This window comes from Pedobacter namyangjuensis (assembly GCF_003313325.1).
GTDB lineage: Bacteria > Bacteroidota > Bacteroidia > Sphingobacteriales > Sphingobacteriaceae > Pedobacter > Pedobacter namyangjuensis.
This window is the reverse complement of the sequence record NZ_QMHQ01000001.1, coordinates 1,403,007-1,419,980: the sequence shown is the minus strand read 5'-3', so window position 1 is coordinate 1,419,980 and position 16,974 is coordinate 1,403,007. Positions and strand designations below refer to the sequence as shown.

15 protein-coding genes are annotated in these 16,974 nt (G+C 35.7%); 3 read left to right on the top strand and 12 right to left on the bottom strand.

The window, feature by feature from the left end:
* Positions 1–128 precede the first annotated feature (128 nt).
* A complete protein-coding gene (locus tag DUT69_RS06460; protein ID WP_240186671.1) occupies positions 129–1,361 on the top strand; it encodes a hypothetical protein in 1,233 nt (410 codons plus the stop codon).
* Between the two features lie 54 nt (positions 1,362–1,415).
* Here DUT69_RS06460 and DUT69_RS06455 read toward each other — a convergent pair whose 3' ends face one another.
* Both DUT69_RS06455 and DUT69_RS06450 read right to left on the bottom strand, forming a co-directional pair.
* Positions 1,416–2,777 carry a T9SS C-terminal target domain-containing protein gene (locus tag DUT69_RS06455; protein ID WP_113652272.1) on the bottom strand — a complete coding sequence of 454 codons (1,362 nt, stop codon included), beginning with the start codon at positions 2,775–2,777 and terminating at the stop codon, positions 1,416–1,418.
* A gap of 89 nt (positions 2,778–2,866) precedes the next feature.
* Entirely contained in the window at positions 2,867–5,674 is a 2,808-nt protein-coding gene (locus DUT69_RS06450; RefSeq protein WP_162796205.1) for a TonB-dependent receptor, read from the bottom strand.
* Positions 5,675–6,661: 987 nt separating this feature from the next.
* Between DUT69_RS06450 and DUT69_RS06445 the strand changes: the two genes are divergently transcribed.
* A complete protein-coding gene (locus tag DUT69_RS06445; protein ID WP_113652546.1) occupies positions 6,662–7,039 on the top strand; it encodes a GxxExxY protein in 378 nt (125 codons plus the stop codon).
* Positions 7,040–7,353: 314 nt separating this feature from the next.
* On the opposite strand, the gene DUT69_RS06440 is transcribed toward DUT69_RS06445, so the two are convergent.
* From DUT69_RS06440 to pheT, 5 genes are all read right to left on the bottom strand, one after another.
* Positions 7,354–7,854, bottom strand: coding sequence for an Mpo1 family 2-hydroxy fatty acid dioxygenase (locus DUT69_RS06440; RefSeq protein WP_113652270.1), 501 nt, complete (start codon positions 7,852–7,854; stop codon positions 7,354–7,356).
* A gap of 181 nt (positions 7,855–8,035) precedes the next feature.
* The gene (gene rny, locus DUT69_RS06435; RefSeq protein ID WP_113652269.1) at positions 8,036–9,598 is read right to left on the bottom strand and encodes a ribonuclease Y; all 1,563 of its coding nucleotides are present in this window, start codon (positions 9,596–9,598) and stop codon (positions 8,036–8,038) included.
* A 174-nt stretch (positions 9,599–9,772) separates the two neighbouring features.
* Positions 9,773–10,063, bottom strand: a complete 291-nt coding sequence (locus DUT69_RS06430; RefSeq protein ID WP_113652268.1) for a cell division protein ZapA — start codon at positions 10,061–10,063, stop codon at positions 9,773–9,775.
* Between the two features lie 31 nt (positions 10,064–10,094).
* The gene (locus DUT69_RS06425) at positions 10,095–10,385 is read right to left on the bottom strand and encodes a hypothetical protein (RefSeq protein WP_113652267.1); all 291 of its coding nucleotides are present in this window, start codon (positions 10,383–10,385) and stop codon (positions 10,095–10,097) included.
* A 53-nt stretch (positions 10,386–10,438) separates the two neighbouring features.
* Positions 10,439–12,835 carry a phenylalanine--tRNA ligase subunit beta gene (pheT, locus tag DUT69_RS06420; protein ID WP_113652266.1) on the bottom strand — a complete coding sequence of 799 codons (2,397 nt, stop codon included), beginning with the start codon at positions 12,833–12,835 and terminating at the stop codon, positions 10,439–10,441.
* Positions 12,836–13,012: 177 nt separating this feature from the next.
* Between pheT and DUT69_RS06415 the strand changes: the two genes are divergently transcribed.
* Positions 13,013–13,438 (top strand): hypothetical protein, encoded by a 426-nt coding sequence (locus DUT69_RS06415; protein WP_162796204.1) that lies wholly within the window; start codon positions 13,013–13,015, stop codon positions 13,436–13,438.
* Positions 13,439–13,444: 6 nt separating this feature from the next.
* On the opposite strand, the gene DUT69_RS06410 is transcribed toward DUT69_RS06415, so the two are convergent.
* The 5 genes from DUT69_RS06410 to rpsT form a co-directional block, all read right to left on the bottom strand.
* Positions 13,445–13,924, bottom strand: a complete 480-nt coding sequence (locus tag DUT69_RS06410) for a hypothetical protein (protein ID WP_113652264.1) — start codon at positions 13,922–13,924, stop codon at positions 13,445–13,447.
* 5 nt (positions 13,925–13,929) lie between these two features.
* Entirely contained in the window at positions 13,930–14,766 is an 837-nt protein-coding gene (locus DUT69_RS06405; RefSeq protein ID WP_113652263.1) for an endonuclease/exonuclease/phosphatase family protein, read from the bottom strand.
* A gap of 89 nt (positions 14,767–14,855) precedes the next feature.
* A complete protein-coding gene (gene radC / locus DUT69_RS06400; protein ID WP_113652262.1) occupies positions 14,856–15,554 on the bottom strand; it encodes a RadC family protein in 699 nt (232 codons plus the stop codon).
* Between the two features lie 48 nt (positions 15,555–15,602).
* Complete coding sequence (locus DUT69_RS06395) at positions 15,603–16,646, bottom strand: TlpA disulfide reductase family protein (protein WP_113652261.1); 1,044 nt, start codon at positions 16,644–16,646, stop codon at positions 15,603–15,605.
* A 56-nt stretch (positions 16,647–16,702) separates the two neighbouring features.
* Positions 16,703–16,957, bottom strand: coding sequence for a 30S ribosomal protein S20 (gene rpsT / locus DUT69_RS06390; protein WP_055132277.1), 255 nt, complete (start codon positions 16,955–16,957; stop codon positions 16,703–16,705).
* Positions 16,958–16,974: the final 17 nt, after the last annotated feature.

Sequence of the window (16,974 nt, the reverse complement as noted above, 5' to 3'; positions counted from 1 at the left end):
TATTAACCAAATATTTAACACTGCAAATGTAATTTAGCCATGTTAAGCTGATGTTAAATACTAGTTATTAAAAGGGAAAACTTAATATTGTGCCTGTGTTAATTTTACGTACATTTAATGTAAAGTAAATGTTAACGAATTTGAAAAGCATTATTCAACTTACTGTAATTAAAGCGCTTGTGTTTACCCTATTTTGTTTAGTAGGCTTAAGCACAAAGGCGCAACGCTACAGTTTTGAGTTTTACAATGATACTTTTAATATCGCATTAGATTCGTCTATCATCATTCCGAAAAAGCCAGAGCTTAGCAGTAAATACATTAATACAGTTTATCAAAAGCTAAATACGGGAAAATATCAGCCTCTGATAGATACCTTGGTTGCTTACCAAAATAAAAAGCAACTTAACGATTGGTTGTTCTATCAATTGGTTAGAAAAACGGCTGAAGCTATCAGTCCGAAAAAAGAAAACTACGAGCGTTATACATTGTACAAATGGTTTTTGATGGTAAAATCTGGCTACGATGCAAAAATCGCCATTGGCAATAACCAGATTATATTTTATGTTAGAAACGATGAGGATATTGCTGACATTCCATTTTTTATGGTGGACGGAAAAAAATACAGTTGCTTAAATTATCATGATTATGGGAAGCTTTTTCAAAAAGAAAATACCTACATACCGGTTAACATAAAGGTTGACGATGCCAAACTCGCTTTTAGCTATAAAGTTACGCGAATGCCAGATTTTAGGCCAGAAAGCTACCGCGAAAAACAAATCGGCTTTAATTACAAACACAAGGCTTATCATTTTAACCTAAAAGTGAACAATGAGGTGTCGAATATTTTCGCTAATTATCCTGTAGTTGATTTTGAAACCTATTTCAACATTCCGCTAAGTAAAGATACTTACGAATCTCTGATTCCGATGTTAAAGGAAAATGTTAAAAAAATGCCCACGAAAAAAGGCGTAGATTATTTGATGCAATTTACTAGGTATGCGTTTTTGTATGAGGACGACGAGAAGTTATTAGGCAAGGAAAAACGTTTCGCTCCGGAGCAAACTTTACTGAATGATGAAAGCGATTGCGATGATCGAGTGGCCCTGTTTTTTTATTTAGTAAAGGAAATATACAATCTGCCTATGATTGCCTTATTATACCCTACTCACATAACCATGGCAGTTCAATTCGACAAACCCATTGGAGACCCAATTTACTATAACGGAAAATTATATTCGATTTGCGAGCCCACGCCACAAAAACAAAAACTTAAAATTGGCGAATTGGCTGATAATTTAAAAAAACAGAAGTATGACGTTGTTTATGCTTATCAGCCGAAGGAATCGCTGAAAAGCAAATAACAATAAAAGCCTCAACGCATTGCATTGAGGCTTTTATTATTATCATTTTTTTTATTAATAAACGTTAGTCTTTGGAGTCCAGCTAGCCCAGCCAGTAGTCCAATTAACAGCACCAAAAGCTCCTTTGTATGCAACTTTTTCGAAGAAAGAGTCTGTTTGATCACCTGTGAAAGATGCACCAGTTAATGCTACCGATCCTACTGCTGGCAAGAAGTTAGGGCTTGTTAAGCTAAATGCATTTGTTAGTCCTGCTCCTGCAGATGAAGTTAACTTCACAGTACCTGCAGCTGTCGCTTTAGCTTCAATTGCTGCTGCAGATGCACCAGCAACCGTTACATCGCTACCCATTTTAAAAGGTGCTGCAAGCGCATAAAGAATGTTATTTTTAAATTCTGAAGTACCATCAATAAACGCATTGTATGTACCATTCGACTCTAGTGACAAGCCACCATCTGGGTGACCTAACAGAATAGAGTTATTTAATACAAAAGCTGTATTTCTTCTAAATCTATTTGCGAAATTATGATTAGCAGCTGTATTAGCAGCACCATTAGGACCTAAAATCGTAAAGTTTGAAAGATTTGGTCTAGTTCTGGGTGCTGCGTCCGATCCGCTTGCATTATTATCGCACTCAATTCCGTTACCTGCATCGCCACCATCAACAAATTCCGGATCTCTTAATGAAACTGCGAATTGAATTTTACCTTTATATCCGTTGTCAAAATCGAAATCGTCATCAGCTGTTGCATAAGCAACTAAATATTTTGCATTTACTGTACCTCCAAAGAATTCAAAAGCATCATCGTTTCCATAAGCAACCATGATGTGCTCTAATGTTGTTCCAGAACCAACGCCACCTAAAGTTAATCCATTGATTTCTGAGTTAAGTTCTGCAGCTATACCTGCAAATTCTATTCTAATATATTTTAGGCTACCTGAATTATCATTATCAACATTACCACCATACTGTCTACCAACACCACCTTCAATAGTTGGGTTAGTAGCATTTACAGTTGCTTTTCCTAAAAGGATAATTCCTCCCCAGTCACCCGGAGTTCTTTCGCCTACAGGACGACCAGAAGTAAATACAATCGGAGCTTGCGCAGTACCTTCAGCCATAATTTTAGAACCTCTTTCCATAATTAGGGCACCTTTATTGCTAGTACTTGATTTTATAACTGTGCCTGGTTCAATAGTTAAACTAGCACCTTCTTCAAAATACGTGTAACCCGTTAATGTAATTGTTCCTCTTCTAACAACCACATGCTGATCTTTCTTAAAAGTTCCGGTTAAGTTGCCACCGTTAGTAATTTCAATAGTACCTGATGATTCTCCACCAGTATTTTTATCCTTCTTACACGCTGTAAAAGCAACCGCAGTCATTAATACTGCTACAATAGAATGTTTTAATTTCATATTTATTTTTTTTGTAAAATTATATTAGTGATGTTATTTGTAGATTAACGATAGATTAAGTTTAGCTTAACAATTATTTATCTTGAATTTTATTTAGACAATGAGAAGTTATAACTAAAGCCGAGCGTAAAATTGGTTCCAAAACTTGTTGAGATGTATTGCTTATCTATATTAGAGTTATAAGAATTTTTATCATCCATATTTAAATAAAAAATGCTATTTTGATTTAGCACGTCTCCAACATTAAGCTTTAACTCTGCTCTGTTTTTAAGAAGCTTTTTACTAACCTGAAAGTCTATTACATTTCTTGAATTTTCCCAAATATTTGGTATCAATGAGTTTCCTACTAAAGCTATACGCTCTCCAATTCTGTTGTACAAAGCAGTTACAGAAACACCGCTTTTCTCATTTGAGTATTGTAGGCCTGCATTAATTAAATATGGCGACTGTCCTTGCAACGGTCTCGAATTTAAGCCTAAAGAATTTAGTTCTACATCCGATTTTATATAACTTGCATTTGCGAAAGCTGTTAAATCTCTAAAAAATACTCCACCTAAAGCATCCAGCTTTTTTCTAAAATCAACTTCAACCCCATACGAAGTGGCTTTACCGATATTGGTAAAATTAATTTGTCTACGTTCTGGAGTTCCGCCCTCGTCTAAAGCCTGCTCGATAGCATTGTTAAAATCCTTATAAAAAACAGAGAATGTTAAGGTCTCACCAGCTTTTGGATATATTTCATATCTTAAATCTGCATTATTAATAGTTCCACGTTGCAAGGCAGGATTTCCTAAAGTAGAAGTTTGCGCAACAAAATCGTAAAACGCGAACGGCGCTAGTTCTCTTAGCTCTGGTCTGGATACCGTTCTTGAAACAGAAGCACGTAAATTTGTTTTATCCGTTAAAGAATAAGTATAATTTACTGACGGCAGTATATCTGTAAATGTTTGATCAAAACTTCTGTAAGTTCCACTCAAATCTAAATAATCGATATTTTGATAATAATTTTCAATTCTTGCTCCCCAAACCAATCTAGACTTAGCTCCAAATTTGTTGTCGACCATTAAATATCCAGCATTTAAAAGAGTTTGTGCTTGGTAAGAATCAGTATTGCTAGTAAAATCGCTCAAAATAAAACCACCATTCGAATTGATATTTTCTTGGGCAAAAATTGATTCTTTAGGAAGACTCAACAAATAATTATCCATACTTGCTGATCCGGAAGAATTAAATAGGTAATTAAAGATTCGGGCACTAAAGTCTCTGCTTTTATACATGCTCAGCAAACCAGTTTTAAACGTGCTCTTTTTAGAGAAAAAATTAAAAGGGAGTGTATAATTTACTTGTCCTGAAAAATTGTTTTCCTTAAGCGATGAGAAAAACCTACGGCTATTTCTATCTACAACATTGTAAACTTCTGAGTCCGAATCACCTATTTGGCGGTAATATATCGATCTAAGATCGGGTTGATCTCTATTTATCAAAGAATAACTCAAATTCCAGTTAATCTTTTGATCAGCTTTACCAAACTGGTGGTCTCCTTCTAACTGCGTATTATAGATTGTTTTTTTGGTCAAGTCAGAGTTATTGAATCGAAGATTAGCATCAATATTTGTGTTAAATCCAGTTCTGTCTGTATAAACTTCATCCAATACACTATTAAATAAATTTTTGAAACTATATTTACTTTTACCTTTTTTGTACGTTATATTCGCCAAAACGCCTACACTAGTATTGAAAGCATATTGTGAATCGTTATAATCATAATAAATATCTCTAAAATCATTCTGATAATCATTACGCTGAACTGGACTTATATTTTGGCTATTTCTGTACGATAGCGAAACAACGCTACCTAAAGAACTACCATCCTTAAAATCTGTCCTTTTACCATAATTTATTTGATGATTTTGCGATGGTAATGCCGTATAAACTTGCTCCGCATAAGGATTTGAAAGTTGCTTACTCAATTGCGCCTTTTGCGATACATTAAGGGGGTTATAGTCTTGAAAAGATTTCGGAAAAGTAGAAGGAAGATCTCTACTACCATCTGCAAAACTAAAATAATCGTATTTACCTCTATCGTTGCCTAAAAAATCCTTAAAAGTAGATTGAGTATTATATCCGAAACTTGTTGTAAAATTTAGGAAGTCTTGATCGGGAACATCCTTTGTAATAACCTGTACAATCCCCCCGGCAAAATCACCTGGTAAATCCGGCGATGCGGTTTTATGGATAATCAAATTGTCAATTAAATTTGCCGGGATAATATCAAAAGAAAATGCTTTTTTGTCGGGTTCTGTACTTGGCAGTAAAGAATTATTTAACATGGATGAATTATAACGATCCGCTAAACCTCTTATAACAACGAATTTATTATTCTGTATACTTGCGCCACTAACACGCTTTAAAACTTCCGAAGTATTCCTATCGGGAGATCTTTTGATCACTTCTGCTGAAATACCGCTAGAAATTCTTGGACTATTTTTCTGTTGAAGCAGTAATGAATTTACCGATTCTTGCTTATAGCTACCAGTGATTACAACCTGGTTAAGTGTTTGAGAAGAAGATTCGTCCAAAGTGACATTCAAAGTTGTTACCACTCCAGTTTTTACGTCTACATCAGTAATTTTCTTTGTAGCATAACTTACGTAAGAAACTTCGATTGTATATTTTCCAGTAGCAAGTCCGCTTAAGATATATTTTCCGTCTACATCTGTACCTACACCTTTTGTTGTACCCGAAATTTTAACAGAAACACCAATTAGTGTCTCGCCAGTTTTGGCGTCTGATACAGTTCCTGCAATTTTACCTATTCCCTGAGCGAAAACAGTTGCGCCTAACATTATAAATAGTAATGTAAATAATGCTTTTCTAAGAGTTAATTGTGATTTCAATTTGCCTATTTTTTGTTTAGGCAAAACTATTACCGTAATGTTAGCTGTATGTTAGCCGAAAATTACCATTCGTTTACTTAAAGGTTAACTAATTGTTAAATGGCATTTGTATCAATGTTTTAGGGGTTTTCATTTACAAAACATCCTAATTTTAACAAATAGGACGTTTAACACAAAGTTAACTTCTTTTAAACTAGAGAGAATTAATGTCTCGCACACATTTGCAGAAAAGATTCGCGGATTAAAAAGGATTTAGGTCCTGCGAAAATCAGCGGTTTAGAATATAGAAAAATCAGCGCAGTCTGCGTGATATAAAAGCCACGCACATTTTCTCGCAGATATCCGCAGAAAAGATTCGCAGATTAAAAAAGGATTTAGGGTTTTCGAAAGTCTGCTGTTTAGATTTCAGAAAAATCAGCGCTATCTGCGTGAAGGAAAAGCGGAACACTTTTTCTCGCAGATATTCGCAGAAAGGATTCGCGGATTAAAAAGGATTTAGGTTCTGCGAAAATCAGCGGTTTAGAATATAGAAAAATCAGCGCAGTTTGCGTGATATAAAAGCCATACACATTTTCTCGCAGATATCCGCAGAAAAGATTCGCAGATTAAAAAAGGATTTAGGGTTTTCGAAAGTCTGCTGTTTAGATTTCAGAAAAATCAGCGCTATCTGCGTGAAGGAAAAGCGGAACACATTTTCTCGCAGATATTCGCAGAAAAGATTCGCAGATTATGAAAATCAAGACTCAGCGAAAATCAGCGGTTTAAAATCAGCGGAATTTGCGTGAAAGAAACAGCAAATATAAGTTCTCCCATATGAACGCAGAAAGGGATCGCAGATTACAGAGACCAAGGCTCTGCGAAAATCAGCGAAATCTGCGTGAGAGAAAAGTCAAACATATTTTCTCGCAGACAACAGATAACTTTTGTAGAATTTTTATTAATTTCAATCATATCCCTTATCGAACCATCATCTTAATATTAGAAGTTATGATAGAAAATGAAATTTCTTACGTCATTAAGGGTTGCATTTACAACTTTTATAATCAAACTGGACCGGGATTACTAGAATCCGCTTATGAGTATGCTCTATGTTATGAGTTGGAGAGAGCAGGATTAACTACCGATTGTCAGGTGGGTTTACCTTTTGTATATGAAAACACAAAATTAGATTTGGGATATCGCGTAGACATTATTGTCTCAAACAGGGTTATAATTGAAGTTAAATCTGTAGAAAACTTAAAGGATGTGCATTATAAACAATTGTTAACTTACTTAAAGCTCTCCAATAAAAAACTTGGAATCTTGGTTAATTTTAACACAAGCGACATAAACACTTCTATTAAAAGAATTGTAAACAATCTATAATGACCAGCTCTCCATTGAAGACAGATTGACTTTTTCAAACCAGCGTTTAGACTATAGAAAAGTCAGCCACATTTTCTCGCAGATATCCGCAGAAAAGAGCGCAGATTAAAAGATGAAGGCTCAGCGAAAATCAGCGGTTTAGACTATAGAAAAGTCAGCGAAATCTGCGTGCTAAAAAGCTACACTCATTTTCTCGCAGATAAACGCAGAAAAGATTTGCAGATTAAAGAAGATTTAGGTTCTGCGACACTCTACGGCTTAGACTATAGAAATATCTTCTAAATCTGCGTGGAAAACACTGATTTTCTGCCAGATTAATACCTAATCCCAACTTTCTTGCAAACGAAATGTAATAACCAAATTGGTCCAATCAACAGAAACTTGATGTCGTCTAAAAAAGATGGTTTTTTACCCTCTATTTTATGTCCAATAAATTGTCCGATCCACGCCAATACAAAAATAATTAAGCAAACTAGCCATACTGCCGGACCACCTGCAGCTTCCCAATACTCTAGTTGTACAATTCCGAAACTCATTAATCCAATTACCCAAATCATCATAAAAAATAACACGGGCGATAAGGTATAATAGTAGTACATTGCAAACGCGATTAAAAATGAGGCCCAGTTAAAGAAGGTTTTATATTGCCCCAAAAATTCTAGTTGTGGAAACGGAATCATCCACACTAAGCCTAATAGGCTGAAAACAATTAGTGGCACGCAAACCCAATGAATTAATTCATTCGTTGAGTTTTGGTGACTTTCTGCGTATTTGTCAAAAAGTAGATCTACCGGTCGCTTTTCAGTTTTTTCCATGTTGGGTAAGTTTGAATTTCCTAGACATAAATATCGAAATAGATCTTTTTGAATATGCTCAGGATAACAAAGTTTAACGTTTGAAATATAAAGATAAAAAAAGCGTCCCGAAAATTCGGAACGCTTTTGCATATTATTTAAGATCTAAATTAGATTTTTCGCTTTGTTAAAAATTATTAGATTACTTAGCAAATGCTACAGATCTTGTTTCTCTAATTACTGTAACCTTAATCTGACCTGGGTAAGTCATTTCGGTTTGAATACGATTAGAAATATCTGCTGCTAATAATTCTGCTTGCGCATCAGTAATTCTTTCACTCTCTACAATTACACGTAGCTCTCTACCTGCTTGTATTGCGAATGTTTTTTCAACACCTGGATAAGACAATGCTAATTCTTCCAGTTCTTTTAAACGCTTGATATAGCTTTCAACTACTTCACGTCTGGCTCCTGGTCTCGCTCCAGAAATAGAATCGCATGCTTGTATAATCGGCGAAATCATTGAGGTCATTTCAATCTCGTCGTGGTGGGCACCAATTGCATTACAAACTTCTGGATGCTCTTTATATTTCTCGGCCAATTGCATACCTAAAATTGCATGTGGCAATTCTGGGTTATCATCTGGCACTTTACCTATATCGTGTAATAAACCTGCACGTTTTGCCATTTTAGCGTTTAAGCCAAGTTCTGCAGCCATTGTTGCGCAGAAGTTTGCTACCTCACGAGAGTGATGTAATAGATTTTGTCCGTAAGAAGAACGGTAACGCATACGACCAACCATTCTAATTAACTCTGGGTGTAATCCGTGAATGCCTAAGTCGATTACTGTACGCTCGCCAATTTCTACAATTTCGTCTTCAATTTGCTTTTTGGTTTTAGCAACTACCTCTTCAATACGAGCAGGGTGAATACGGCCGTCGGTTACCAAACGGTGCAAAGCCAAACGGGCAATCTCTCTCCTAACCGGATCAAAACCTGACAAAATAATTGCTTCTGGAGTATCGTCTACGATAATCTCGATTCCGGTTGCTGCCTCTAAGGCACGGATATTTCTTCCTTCCCTACCGATAACACGACCTTTAATTTCATCGCTATCAATATGAAAAATGGAAACCGAATTTTCAATTGCTGCTTCTGCAGCCGTACGCTGTATGGTTTGGATTACAACTTTTTTAGCTTCTTTGCTTGCCGTTAGTTTGGCTTCGTCAACAATGTCTTTAACTTGCATCATAGCTTGAGAACGAGCTTCGCTCTTCATATTCTCTACCAATTGGTTTTTAGCTTCCTCTGCACTTAAACCTGCAATGGTTTCTAACTGCTGTACATGTTGGTTTTTCAACACATCAACCTCTTCTTGTTTTTTAACAGCCAATGCAGTCTGTTTCTCCAAGTTATCTTTGTGTTTATCTAGCTCTTGTTCCTTGCGGTTCAAATTTTCCAACTTTTGGTTAAGCGATTGTTCTTTCTGCTTAATACCGTTTTCGCGTTGGTTAACTTCGTTATTTCTAGTATTTACCTGTTGTTCGTGCTCTGCCTTTAACTGCAAAAATTTCTCTTTTGCTTCAAGTAGTCTATCTTTCTTTAAAATTTCGGCGTTGCTTTCCGCATCCTTTAAAATCTTCTTCGCCTTGCTTTGCGCAGCAATTTCTTGTTGTTTAAACAAGCTACGCAGTAGGTATCTGCCAATAACTACACCAACAATTAAGCTGGCTAGTATGCAACCTACTATTCCTAGTATTTCCATTTTGTTTTGTATAAAAAAACCGTAACTAAATAATTATGCTCGGTGCGTTGGCCTCTATTTGTAAATAGAGAACTACAAACATTGAAACATAAAAATTTAGCCACGGCCAAATTTTGTTAGCTGTTTAAGATTAAATGCTTTAAAATACACTCAACCCAATAAAGAACGTTTTTTTTATTTAGCGAAAAATCCGTTTAACAAACTATCCAATTCCTCAACTTTGTCGGCCACTTCTGTATCTTGGTTTTGCGCTTTATGCTCGGTTCTTAAAACCGCCGTAGCATAGTGCAGCACCGCCATAGATAGCAAATCCTGTTTATCTCTAACCGCATAATTTTCTTGGTAGTCTTTTATACGTTCATTAATAATCTTGGCCGCTCGTCTCACAATTTCTTCCTCTTCTACATTTACCTTTAACGGATAAATACGGTCGGAAATAGTTATTTTAATCGAGATTTCTCCCATTTTTAGCTTTGTTTCAATTTTTTGATGTTACTTATTTCTTAAGCAACACAACACACTTATCAATTTCACGCACAAAATCGTTAATTTTTTGCTTTATATCAAGTGTCTTTTCACTTGTTCCCTCAATACTCTTCGCTAATTTTAATACTCTTAGCTTTTCATCGAGTTCTTTTTCTTTATTTTTTGCCGTTTCTAAAGATTGTTTCGTATGCTGATTTTCTAACTTTAACAAGTCGTTTTCTTCTTGTAGGGCATTACAAAGCTCAATTAATTGAGATGTTTTGTGTAATACTTTATTTAATTGATCGGCAACGGACGACATTTTTCTAGAAACTTAATATTTTTTGAGCTTGGTTAATTAAATTTATTTTTTTCTTATCTAATCTCAGCTTTCGCTTGTTGCGCCAAGTTAGTTATAATCTTTTGCATAATCGCATCAATTTGCTTGTCGGTTAAAGTTTGCTCTTCATCCTGCAAAGTAAAGCTTAGTGCGTAAGATTTTTTTCCCTCTGGTAATTTATCACCTTGGTAAACATCAAAAACTTGCACATCTTTTAAAAGTTTTTTCTCTGTTTTAAATGCAATACCTTTTAAAACGTCGAACGTAAGTTGCTCATCAATTAATAAAGATAAATCTCTTCTTACTGCCGGATATTTTGGAACATCTTTGTTAACGATTTTATTTTTTCGGATAGCATCTAAAAGCACGGCCCAATCAAAATCAGCATAAAATACATCTTTATCTATGCCTACTTGCTTTTTATCTGTGCTGGTTACTGCTCCGAAAGAAACCAGAGTTTGGGCTCCTCTAAAGTATTTTAGGCCGTAGGCAAAGTTTTCATCTTTAATTTCATCCGTTTGGAAGTTAGCTAGGCCTAATCTTCCGATGATGGCATCAACCGTTGCCTTTAAGTTATAAAAACTGTTGCTTGCTTTAGCATGATTCCATTGTTCGGATTGTTTTGCGCCACTTAATAAAACCAACAGCCTTGGGCGTTCTACATATTGATCGCCGATTAAATGATACGTTTTACCGAATTCGTAAAGTTTTAAATCAGCATTTTTACGGTTCTGATTATAAGCAACACTTTCTAAAGCCGGTTGCAAAAGTTGCTGGCGCATTACGTTTAAGTCAGAACTTAAGGGATTTAAAATATGTACTGCTTCTGCTGGATTTTTTGAATAAGCTAAACGCGTTAAAGAGTTGCACCAAATTTCCAAAAAGCCATTAGCTGTTAGCATATCTGCCACCAGATTTTGTACGTTTTCTTTATTCGGCTTTGCCGTGTACGCTAAACTTGCATTTACTTTTGTAGGAATTTGAATATTGTTATAGCCATAGATACGTAATACTTCTTCCGTTACATCGCACTCTCTGGTTACGTCCACTTTATAAGCTGGAACTTTTAAATTCAACACACCTTCATTTTCTGAAGCAACTTCAATTCCTAATGCTAAAATAATCGATTTAATTTCTTCGCTAGGAATATCCTGGCCGATTAATTTTACAATATTTGAGTAGCTAACTTCTACATCGAAAGGCTTAGTTGGCACTGGATAAATATCAGATACTGATGACGAAACTTCGCCGCCGGCAACTTCCTTAATTAATAATGCAGCTCTTTTTAACGCTACAATCGTCATTTCTGGATCGGTACCACGCTCGAACCTAAAAGATGCATCTGTTTTTAAGGCGTGTCTTTTTGAAGTTTTACGAACACTAACAGCATTGAAGTAAGCGCTTTCTAAAAAAATATTTGTGGTTTGTTCACTTACTCCCGAATTTTTTCCACCGAACACGCCGGCAATACACATTGGGCCTTCCGCATCGCAAATCATTAAATCATCTGCAGAAAGTTTTCTTTCAATGCCATCTAACGTAACGAAAGGTGTTCCTTCATCGCATTTTTTAACAATTACCTGTTTGCCTTTAATTTGATCGGCATCAAAGGCATGTAAAGGTTGCCCTAGCTCATGCAACACATAATTAGTAGCATCAACTATGTTATTTATTGGGCGAATGCCAATAACCTTTAATTTATCTTTTAGCCAATCTGGCGATGATTTTACAGTTACGCCACTAATACTTACGCTGCTATAACGGGGGCAAGCTTCGGTGTCTTCAACCTTAACGGCAATTGGTAAGTTTTCATTAGCTACCGCAAAAGCAGTAACATCTGGCATTTGATATGATGTACGCAAATAAGCAGCTAAATCTCTAGCCACGCCTAAATGTGATGCTGCATCTGCCCTATTAGGTGTTAGCCCAATTTCGAACATAAAGTCATCATCCATTTTAAAATAGGTTTTAGCAGCCATACCAATTTGGGTATCTTCTGGCAAAACCATAATACCAGCGTGCGAAGCGCCTAAACCAATTTCATCTTCGGCACAAATCATCCCTTCAGATGCTTCTCCTCTAATTTTGGATTTATTGATTTTGAAAGGTTCGCCTTCATTTGGGTAAACCGTTGTACCAACAGTTGCTACTACCACTTTTTGTCCGGCAGCCACGTTTGGTGCCCCACATACAATTTGCAAAAGCTCATCGTCACCTACATTAACTTTGGTTACGCGTAAACGATCGGCATTTGGATGTTGTGCACATTCTACAACATGGCCGATTACCAAACCTTCCAAACCGCCAACTATTGGTTGAACTTTCTCTAAACTTTCAACCTCTAAACCTATGTCTGTTAAAATAAGAGAAATTTCCTGTGGAGTTTTATCAGTTTGTATAAATTGCTTAAGCCAGCTGTATGATATTTTCATTTTTGGAGTATTGCGTTTGGCACAAAGCGTTTGGCGCTGTAAATACGCCCAGCGCTTTCCGCTTGTCTATTCTTTCGCAAAGATATTATTTAAAGCCGAAAGGAGAAAGATACAGTGCAAACAAATTAGCCTTTGCTTTGTATATAATTTAGTTATAAACCAACCAACATTTGCGACATGAGATTCTTAGGCATACTATTCGTAATTTGCATTTGTTCACACTTGTCAAATGCTCAAGAAACCAGGCTTGACTCTATTAAAGGAACATGGAATTACGAGAGCCCGAAAGCCAAAACAAAACTGAGTTACAAGTTCGATATCGACAATAAATTTACTGGCATAACAGAACATAAGGAAACGGAAATACAAGTTAAGGGCACTTACGAATTTGATAAATTAGGAGACCTGGATAGATTAATACTAACTACGCCAAATAAAGAAGATGCTACTCGAACACTCATTTCTTATCACTTTATTAAGTTTTTAGGCGCCGACACAATTAAGCTGCAACCTGTTAGCGATAGGCAAGCGGATTGGCTTAAGGAGAATAAAATCAACACGATGATTTTTGTAAGAAAAACAGACAAAAAGAAGAAAGATTGATTTAGTTTATTTTACAATGACAATTGGACTTTGCGCTGAACTTATAGTTCTTTCAGTCCCATTAATCCAAATTTGCTGTAGGATTTTATTGTTTTTTTTATTTGAATTGAATTCTCCAACAACTTCAATTTCGGAACCATCTTTAAATCTGATGTATTGAGTTATTCTGTCATCCTTAAAATTTTCGTTTGTTATATCAAAGAACATCCTAAACACATTTTTCCCATTTTGAGATATGATTTTAAGAAACTTTGGCGCATCTAAATTACCTTGATAAAGACGAACTTTCGTGCCATTCTTCAACAAAAACACTTCGGTATTTTCTTCTGTAATTGCCCCTATTACACTAGGGTTTAACAAATCATTGCCATTGGAGTTTACAATTGAAAAGTTAACCACTGCACTAATATCGGGGCCGATAATTTCCTTTTCGCAGGAAATGAAAGCCAAGCCAATTAAAAGTATTGAGAAGGTTTTTTTCAGCATATAGTTTAAAATAAAAGCTTCACAAATACGGGTAAATGATCTGAATAATACCTTTGGTCTTTACTGTCTGATAACACACCATATTTCTGAACTTTAAAACCTTCGTTCACAAAAACGTAGTCAATCCTATCTTTTAATGCACTGTTAAAATTAAAGGCATTAAATGTGCCGTTTGGTCCGTAAGGTTTTTCTAAAGAAACCTCTTTACTATCCATTAAAAAAGATTTGATGGTAGCTATAGCTTCGGTTTCTGGAGTTACATTTAAATCACCTGTAAATACCACTGGCAACTTCGGTGCAATCTCCTGTATTTTTTGTTTAATCAATTTTGCCGACTCGATTCTTGCTTGTACACCAACATGATCATAATGCGTATTGAAAACCAAAAATTCCTTTTTATTATTTTTGTCGTATAACCTAACCCAAGAACATACACGATTTAACGCCGCATCCCAACCTTTGCTTGGTACATTTGGTGTTGTAGAAAGCCAAAAAATACCTCCATCCTTCTTGGTAAACCTATTTTTATTAAAGTATATGGCAGCAAATTCGCCTTTTCGCTTACCATCATCTCGCCCTGCGCCAACAACATCAAATTCTGTATTTTCCAGAATGGCATCAAACTGCTCAGGCAAAGCTTCCTGCACACACAAAATATCTGTATCATAAAATTTAACCAAAGCCTTAACATTGTCCTTTCTGTTTGGCCAAGCATTTACGCCATCAGAAGCTACATTTAGCCTGATATTATAAGACATAATGTTGATAGGCGAATTCTTTTGCGCATTAACAACCGAGAAGAACGATAGAAAAACTAAGAAGGTGATAAGTATCTTTTTCATAATGCCGCTAAAATACAAATCGCTTATTAATTAATTGTAAAGAGAAATTCAGTGTGCATAAAACTTTTAACTTAAAACTTACTGCTTAATCACATCAACTCTTCATCCGCAAAACTTAAAAAGCTATGGTCGTTAACAATCAAATGATCATAAATTGGCAATTCTAACAAAAGGCCTGCTTCTTTTAATTGTTTGGTTACCTTAATATCTGCGGCACTAGGCTTTAAATTACCAGAGGGATGGTTGTGCGCTAGAATGATGTATGCTGCTTGATTTTCTATGGCGACCTTAAAAACAATTTTAGGATCTATGATCGTTCCGGACTGACCACCTTTGCTTAAAAAGTGTTTACTCATAAAAAAATTAGCTCGATTTAAGAGTATAACCCAAAACTCCTCATGCGGCAAGTCTGTGAAATCTGCTTTAATCAAATCATAAGCATCTTTTGAACTAAAAACTTTAACTGGCCCATCGGTTTCAGTCTCCTTTCTACGCCTGCCCAATTCCAAAGCAGCAACAATAGAAATTGCTTTAGCCTCGCCTATTCCCTTAAATTTAGAGAGTTCTTTAACGCTCAGCTTTGCTACCTTAGCTAAATCGTTCTGGTAAAAATTCAGAATTCTTTTACTCAAATCCACGGCAGTTTCGGTTCTACTGCCAGAACCTATTAAAATTGCAATCAGTTCAGCATCTGTTAGTTGACGACGTCCTTGCAACAAAAGTTTTTCTCTTGGTCTGTCTGCCTCTGCCCAAGCCTTGATACCAATTTTTTGGTCGTAATTATCCATTCTTTATAATTTATAAACATAAAATGATGGATGATTAGACTAAAGATACTATTTAGCTTCAAAAATTTCAGCAAGTTTTTTCGAGAGGTCTTCGCCACGTAAGTCTTTGGCAATAATTATCCCATTAGGATCTATTAAATAATTGCTTGGAATCAAAGTTACCTTAAATGTTTTAGCAAGCACATTTTGCCATCCTCCCAAATCAGACACGTGTGCCCAAGTCAAATTATCATCAGCAATTGCTTTAACCCAAGCATCTTTGTCATCATCAAAAGACACCGCCAATATATCGAAGCCGTTAGGTTTAAATTTACGATACGCCTTTACTACTTCTGGGTTCTCTTTACGACAAGGAATACACCAGGATGCCCAAAAATCAACTAAAACGTACTTACCTTTAAAATCGCTTAAAGATACCGGTTTGCCATATTGGTTTGCTTGTGTAAAGTTTGGCATTTCACCTCCTACTTTGGCTTCCAACACCTTAACATATTTGTTTTTTATAGCCAAACCATTAGATGTTTTTTGCAATGAGGGGCTAAAACCAGCATAGAGCTTTTCTAACTCATCTTGCTCATAATGCTTCATATTTGCACTCAAGGCATATAACGATAACACAGAATTTGGATTTTCAAGCAACATTCTATCTGATAACGCCTTCATCTGCTTACTTTTTTCAATGTCAGAAAAAGACGAACTCCAAATTTCATTGTTTCCGCGTGCAAAAGCATCCATAATGTGATGACTCTTGCCTGCTTTAATAATATTCGCCTTTAAATCTATGCCACTAAATCGATTATTTTTAAATGGTACTGTATCCAATTCTAAAACTGTTTCGCCCTCATCAATCCAAAACGGAGTTAGGCCAACCATTTGCTTAGACGGTATTGAAATGTGCGACTGATACGGCACCTCTGTAGTTCCTTCGAAAAAAAACTGGCCATCTTTTGTAAATGTAGAATCTTTCTTAACCGAATATAAATAAACCTTGCCTTCGTAGTTTTTAAAACTACCTTTAACAGTAAACTTCTTTTGTGCCTGTAAGTGGTTAGTAACAAGCACGGCGATGAGGAGAACGTAAAATTTTTTCATAAAAAAAACGGTATCGCACTATGCAATACCGTTCTAATATCGAGAAAAAAAACCGACTATTTTAAACCGTTAACGAATTTCGTTAATTTAGATTTGTTGTTAGCAGCTTTATTTTTGTGAATTACGTTTTTCTTAGCTAAACGATCTAACATAGAAATTACTTTAGGTAATAACTCAGCACCAGTTTTTTTATCTTCAGCAGCACGTAGTCTTTTGATAAAAGTACGTGTAGTTTTAGCCTGGTATCTGTTACGTAGACGTTTTGTAGCGTTTGCTCTAATTCTTTTTAAAGACGATTTATGATTTGCCATTGTTGTTTAGCCTTTTT

Coding starts and splice junctions, on each gene's coding strand:
- DUT69_RS06460 (WP_240186671.1), top strand. CDS start 129: ATGTTAACGAATTTGAAAAGCATTATTCAACTTACTGTAATTAAAGCG.
- DUT69_RS06455 (WP_113652272.1), bottom strand. CDS start 2,777: ATGAAATTAAAACATTCTATTGTAGCAGTATTAATGACTGCGGTTGCT.
- DUT69_RS06445 (WP_113652546.1), top strand. CDS start 6,662: ATGATAGAAAATGAAATTTCTTACGTCATTAAGGGTTGCATTTACAAC.
- DUT69_RS06440 (WP_113652270.1), bottom strand. CDS start 7,854: ATGGAAAAAACTGAAAAGCGACCGGTAGATCTACTTTTTGACAAATAC.
- rny (WP_113652269.1), bottom strand. CDS start 9,598: ATGGAAATACTAGGAATAGTAGGTTGCATACTAGCCAGCTTAATTGTT.
- DUT69_RS06430 (WP_113652268.1), bottom strand. CDS start 10,063: ATGGGAGAAATCTCGATTAAAATAACTATTTCCGACCGTATTTATCCG.
- DUT69_RS06425 (WP_113652267.1), bottom strand. CDS start 10,385: ATGTCGTCCGTTGCCGATCAATTAAATAAAGTATTACACAAAACATCT.
- pheT (WP_113652266.1), bottom strand. CDS start 12,835: ATGAAAATATCATACAGCTGGCTTAAGCAATTTATACAAACTGATAAA.
- DUT69_RS06415 (WP_162796204.1), top strand. CDS start 13,013: ATGAGATTCTTAGGCATACTATTCGTAATTTGCATTTGTTCACACTTG.
- DUT69_RS06410 (WP_113652264.1), bottom strand. CDS start 13,924: ATGCTGAAAAAAACCTTCTCAATACTTTTAATTGGCTTGGCTTTCATT.
- DUT69_RS06405 (WP_113652263.1), bottom strand. CDS start 14,766: ATGAAAAAGATACTTATCACCTTCTTAGTTTTTCTATCGTTCTTCTCG.
- radC (WP_113652262.1), bottom strand. CDS start 15,554: ATGGATAATTACGACCAAAAAATTGGTATCAAGGCTTGGGCAGAGGCA.
- DUT69_RS06395 (WP_113652261.1), bottom strand. CDS start 16,646: ATGAAAAAATTTTACGTTCTCCTCATCGCCGTGCTTGTTACTAACCAC.
- rpsT (WP_055132277.1), bottom strand. CDS start 16,957: ATGGCAAATCATAAATCGTCTTTAAAAAGAATTAGAGCAAACGCTACA.